Below are 5,769 nucleotides of genomic sequence, written 5' to 3' on the forward strand. Positions count from 1 at the left end.
GGTGCCCCTGCGTAGGCGCGGAGGAAACATACGGCGTGCTAGCCTCCACCCACACGCAATGAGTCAGTGCGTATCAGAGTGTAACCCCGGTGAGAGCCTAGCCTAAGACTGCGGTAAACTGAAAGCTATGACTGCAACTCCGTTCTACATCACCACCGCCATCTCCTACCCCAATGGCAACCCGCACATCGGCCACGCCTACGAAACCATCGCCGCCGACGTGCTGGCCCGCTTCAAGCGCCTCGACGGCTTCGACGTACGCTTCATGACCGGCACCGACGAGCACGGCCAGAAGATGCAGACCACCGCAGAGAAGCTCGGCAAAACCGCCAAGGAACTCGCCGACGAGAACTCCGCACGCTTCAAGGCCATGAACGACGCCCTGAACATCAGCTACGACCGCTTCATCCGCACCACCGACCCCGACCACTACGTCGCATCCCAGGCCATCTGGAAGCGCATGGAAGAGAACGGTGACATCTACCTCGGCAAGTACGCCGGCTGGTACTCCGTCCGCGACGAGGCCTACTACGCAGAAGACGAAACCGAGGTCCGCGACGGCCAGCGCTACGCCATCGCAACCGGCACCGAGGTCGAGTGGACCGAGGAAGAGTCCTACTTCTTCCGCCTCTCCAAGTACGGTGACAAGCTCCTGGAGCTCTACGCCAACGAGGGCTACGTCTTCCCCGAATCCCGCCGTAACGAGCTGATTTCCTTCGTCAAGGGCGGCCTCAACGACCTGTCCATCTCCCGCACCACCTTCGACTGGGGTGTACCCGTACCCGGCAACGACAAGCACGTCATGTACGTGTGGGTCGACGCTCTCACCAACTACCTGACCGGCCTCGGCTACCCCGACACCGAGAACGAGCTGTTCACCAAGTACTGGCCCGCCGACCTGCACCTCATTGGTAAGGACATCACCCGTTTCCACTCCATCTACTGGCCCGCATTCCTGTGGTCCGCCGGAATCGAACTGCCCAAGCGCGTCTTCGGCCACGGCTTCCTGCTCGTTAACGGCGAGAAGATGTCCAAGTCCGTCGGTAACGTCGTCGACCCCGCAAACCTCGTCGACGCGTTCGGCCTGGATGCCGTCCGCTTCTTCCTCATGCGCGAGGTTTCCTTCGGCCAGGACGGATCCTACTCCGAAGAGTCCATCATCAACCGCATCAACTCCGACCTGGCAAACAACCTCGGCAACCTCGCCCAGCGTTCGCTGTCCATGGTCGCCAAGAACTGCGGCGGCGCTGTGCCTGAGCACGGCGAATTCACCGAGGCCGACCGTAAGATCCTCGACGAGGCGGCTGCCCTCTACGAGCCGGTTCGCGCCGACTTCGACGAGCAGGCCTTCCACCGCGCCCTCGAGCGCATCTGGACCGTCCTCGCAGACACCAACGCCTACTTCGCTGAGCAGGAGCCCTGGACCCTGCGCAAGAACGGCAAGCTTGAGCGCATGAACACCGTGCTGTACGTGACCCTCGAGGTCGTGCGCCAGGTTGCTCTGCTGTTGCAGCCCGTCATGCCCGACTCGACCGCCAAGCTGCTGACCCTGCTCGGCGTGCCCGAGGGTGAGTCTCGCCAGTTCGCGGCCCTCGGCACCGCGCTCGTGCCCGGCACCGAGCTGCCCGCACCTGCACCGGTGTTCCCGCGCTACGAGGCACCCAAGGCGTAACGGTTGCTTGAGTAATAGCGGCTGGCGCGTGAGATAGCGCCGTAACGGATAGCGTGAGAAAGCCCTCGGCATCCTTACCCCAGTGGGGAGGAGCCGGGGGCTTTTCGTGTACGCGCGTATGGAGAGGTACGGGCGCAGGGTAGAGACGGGACGCTGGTTTGGTCGCCGCTCATACTTAAGGATGAGGTCGGTACCCCGTTCCGGCCGCCTCGCGTTCAGCTCATACCGCGGAAGCACCGGGAAACCCTGCATCCGCAGGTCAAGACCCGGCGAACACCCGCCAAAATCAACCTGGAGGATGAGAAAAACCCAGTAGTCAGCGCCACATTGCGTGAAATAATTGAACTATGACTACGACAACTCCTCACGCACAGACGGCACAGCCCGCCGTCTCCGCACGAAACCTTTCCAAAACCTACGGCATGGGTGAAGCCACCGTCCACGCCCTCAACAACGTCTCCGTTGACTTTGAGCAGGGCAAGTTCACCGCCATTATGGGTCCCTCCGGCTCGGGTAAGTCCACGCTGATGCAGACCATCGCAACCCTGGACACCCCCGACCCGAACCCGGCAACCTCGATTCGTATTGGCGGTACCGAGCTCTTCGGCCTGAAGGACAACGCCCTCACCGAATTCCGCCGCGAACACATTGGCTTCATCTTCCAGGCGTTCAATCTGGTGCCCACCCTCACTACGGGCCAGAACATTGACCTGCCTCTGGGTCTCGCCGGTAAGAAGCCGGACCAGCAGTGGCGCGACTACCTGGTCAAGACCCTCGGCCTGGAAACCCGCCTCGACCACCGCCCCGAACAGCTCTCCGGCGGTCAGCAGCAGCGCGTCGCCATCGTGCGCGCCCTGCTTGCCCGTCCCGAAGTGGTCTTCGCCGACGAACCGACCGGTAACCTCGACTCCAACTCCGGCGCCGAGGTGCTGCGCCTGCTGCGTGCCGCCGCAACCGACCACGCACAGACCATCCTCATGGTCACCCACGACGCAAACGCCGCCTCCTACGCAGATCGCGTGGTCTTCATCAAGGACGGCATGGTCGCCGGCGAAATGATCGAACCCACCTACGACGCCGTCCTCGGCGCAATGGCACAGCTGGAAGGTCGATAAGCCGTGGCAACCACACTGAACACGGTGGCGCGCTCCAATCTGCGCGCCTCCAAAGGAAAATACATTCTCACGGGCATAGGCATCGCGATCTCATCCTTCTTCATCGCCGCCATTATGATGCTCACCAACTCGCTGCAGGCGACCGTCAACTCCTCCGTGGGTGACGTGCTCTCCCGCGCCGAGGCGGTTGTCGCCTCCGCCGCTACAACCTCCGACGGTAGAGACAGCACCTCTATCTACCTGACTCGTGACCAGATTCAGAAAGTAGAAAAGAGCGACCTGCTCTCCGGCTACTGGGTACAGTACGCTGTCACGGGTAAGCTCGGCACCGGCGACCAGGCAACCCAGGTGCAGTACGACCAGCTGCCCGCCGACTCGAGTCTCTTCCCGTACAAGGTGCAGGGCAAAATCCCCAGTAGCGACCACGAAATCATGGTCTCTACCTACTTCGCGAAGAAGCACAACCTCTCGCTGAACGGCAAGGTCACCAGTACCGACGTTGTGGAATCCGTCAGCGCCCCCGGTACTGATAAGACCGCCGAATACACCGTCGTCGGCCTGTTCGACCCCGGTTTTGAAGGCTCCACCACCAATCAGGCTGTCTTCATTGGCGGCACCAGCCTCGGCGAAGCCGCCCTGAAGGCATCCGAGGCAGAAAACAAGAGCTCCGCGGCAGGCTACCGAAGCATGGCTGGCGCGAACCTCATCTACCTCAAGTTCAAGGACGGCGTAACCGACGCCAAGCTCAAGAGCCTGCAGGATACCCTCAGCAGCGGCGACGCCAAGAACGACCCGCGCGTCATGACCGGTCAGAAGCTGCTGGAGGACTACCAGAAGACCATCTCCACGGTCTTCACCTCCATTAGCGTGGTCCTGGGTGCCTTCGCGGCGCTGGCTCTGCTGGTCTCCTCGTTCGTCATCTCCAACACCTTCGCGGTGCTGGTCGGCCAGCGCATCCGTGAGCTGGCTCTGCTACGCACCCTCGGTGCCCGTGGCGGCTCCCTCGTACGGATGCTACTCATCGAATCCATTACCGTGGGCGTGGTGTTCTCCCTCATCGGTGCACTGCTGACCTTCCCGGTCGGCATGCTGGTTGGTGCAAACCTCACCACCATCATGATCTCCTACTCGATCACCCCGGTGATTATCAGTACCCTGATCTGCACCCTCGTGACGGTTCTGGCGTCGCTCTCCCCGGCACGAAGCGCCCTGCGCATCTCGCCCATCAGCGCGATGAGCGAGCACACCAACCTTGAGGTGCGCAAGCCCGGCAAGGTCGGCCCGATCCTGGGTCTGGTCTTCGGCGCCGCAGGTATCGGCCTGGCTATGCTGGCTCAGAACCAGGGTTCCGGTGAGGGGGCCGGCAATAAGGCCATTGCCCTCATGATGGGGGCCGCACTGCTGCTCGGTATTGCGGTTTTCCTCCTCACCCCGCTGGTACTGCCGCCGCTGGTACGTGCCCTCGGCACGGTCACCCGCACCCAGACCGGCAAGCTCGCGCTCGCCAACGCGCTGCGTTCGCCCAAGCGCACCGTCTCCACCGGCCGCGCCGTGCTGGTGGGTACCCTGGTCGTGTCGACTGTGCTGACCGGTTACTCGGTGCTGAGCGCCTCGCTGACCAAGGCCCTGGATCAGCAGTACCCGATTTCTGCGCAGGCAAAGTACAGCTCGTATGACCAGTCCGAGGCTGCCTCCACCGTGACCAAGGCGGAGGAAATCGCCTCCAAGGTCAAGGGTATTAAGAACGTTCAGGCATCCGCCGTCGGTTACGCAGCCGGTGTGGTCGACTACACCGTCGAGTACGAGGGACAGACCGCCAACCAGAATTCCGACCTGGTGGCGCTGAGCTCCTCCGATTTGAAGGCAATCCTGCCGGGCGAAAACTCGAACCTTGCCGACGACACCGTGCTCGTGCCGCAGGGCCTCTGGAAGTCCGCTGGATTGAATGAGTCCAGCCGTCTGAAGGCACACGGCCCGCTCGGCGAAGTGGAACTCAAGCCCGTCAGGTCCGCAACCAAGCAGAACCTGCTGATTGTCAACCCTGCCACCGCCGCCAAGCTGCAGGACGCCAAGAACCCGCAGAAGGTGGCCAACCCTGCCGCTGAGGAAGCTCAGAAGCGCATGGAAGAAGCAATCGCCAGCGGTGACAAAGAAGCTCAGACGAAGGCCGCTCACCTGACTGTCACCAGCCAGGCAACCGGTAACGACACCGTCGTTCTGGTGCGCGCCGCCTCCCCGCTGACCAGTAGCGAGAACGCGACTCTGCAGGCTGACCTGAACCGAGCCAGCCCGGACAGCTCCTTCACCGGTGGTCTGCAGGAACGTCAGACCTACGACCAGCTGCTGACCGTCATGCTGACCTTCACCCTGGTGATGCTCATGCTCGCAGTGGTCATCTCCATCATTGGTGTGGCGAACACGATGACCCTGTCGGTCAACGAACGCCGCCGCGAGAATGCGATGCTCCGCTCGCTGGGTCTGTCCCGCAAGCAGCTGCGCCGCATGATTTCCATTGAGGCGATTCTGATTACGCTCGCCGCAGTGGTGCTCGGTATGGTTTCCGGTGGTGTGATTGGTAGCCTCTCTGCGCAGATTATTATGTCTTCCATGAGTGCTTCCGCCCCGCTCGTGCTTGACCTGCCGTACGTCTGGTACGTGGTCATCCTCATTGTGGGTGTGCTCGCCGCGATGCTCGCTTCGGCTCTGCCGGCGGCTCGTTCGGCTCGCATGTCCCCGGTTGAGGGTATGCGCGGCTAACCCGCTGTACCTGGCATAGTCACAGTACCCGGCGAACCCGGATACTCGGCGTGAGAAAGCCCCGGAGGGTGCCTCGAATGAACTGCGCCCCGAAACTTGGACGCATTAAATACTAGCCGTTATGCGGCCTCCTGCAGGGCCTGAACCCGATATTCAACCGGAGTCAGGCCCCTAAGCTTCACCTGACGTCTTACCGTATTCCAATGCGTAATATAGGCGTCAAGG

4 protein-coding genes are annotated in these 5,769 nt (G+C 62.1%); 3 read left to right on the forward strand and 1 reads right to left on the reverse strand.

The window, feature by feature from the left end; genetic code table 11:
- The first annotated feature begins 127 nt into the window (after positions 1-127).
- The 3 genes from metG to HMPREF2674_RS00020 all read left to right on the forward strand — a co-directional run bounded on the left by metG (position 128) and on the right by HMPREF2674_RS00020 (position 5,544).
- Entirely contained in the window at positions 128-1,672 is a 1,545-nt protein-coding gene (gene metG / locus HMPREF2674_RS00010) for a methionine--tRNA ligase (protein WP_070824487.1), read from the forward strand.
- A gap of 347 nt (positions 1,673-2,019) precedes the next feature.
- Positions 2,020-2,787 carry an ABC transporter ATP-binding protein gene (locus tag HMPREF2674_RS00015; RefSeq protein ID WP_070824488.1) on the forward strand — a complete coding sequence of 256 codons (768 nt, stop codon included), beginning with the start codon at positions 2,020-2,022 and terminating at the stop codon, positions 2,785-2,787.
- Positions 2,788-2,790: 3 nt separating this feature from the next.
- Complete coding sequence (locus HMPREF2674_RS00020) at positions 2,791-5,544, forward strand: ABC transporter permease (protein WP_070824489.1); 2,754 nt, start codon at positions 2,791-2,793, stop codon at positions 5,542-5,544.
- A gap of 119 nt (positions 5,545-5,663) precedes the next feature.
- On the opposite strand, the gene HMPREF2674_RS09610 is transcribed toward HMPREF2674_RS00020, so the two are convergent.
- Positions 5,664-5,756, reverse strand: a complete 93-nt coding sequence (locus tag HMPREF2674_RS09610; RefSeq protein WP_305793681.1) for an IS3 family transposase — start codon at positions 5,754-5,756, stop codon at positions 5,664-5,666.
- Positions 5,757-5,769 lie beyond the last annotated feature (13 nt).

Source organism: Rothia sp. HMSC062F03 (assembly GCF_001836905.1).
Taxonomy (GTDB): domain Bacteria; phylum Actinomycetota; class Actinomycetes; order Actinomycetales; family Micrococcaceae; genus Rothia; species Rothia mucilaginosa_A.

Coding starts and splice junctions, on each gene's coding strand:
- metG (WP_070824487.1), top strand. CDS start 128: ATGACTGCAACTCCGTTCTACATCACCACCGCCATCTCCTACCCCAAT.
- HMPREF2674_RS00015 (WP_070824488.1), top strand. CDS start 2,020: ATGACTACGACAACTCCTCACGCACAGACGGCACAGCCCGCCGTCTCC.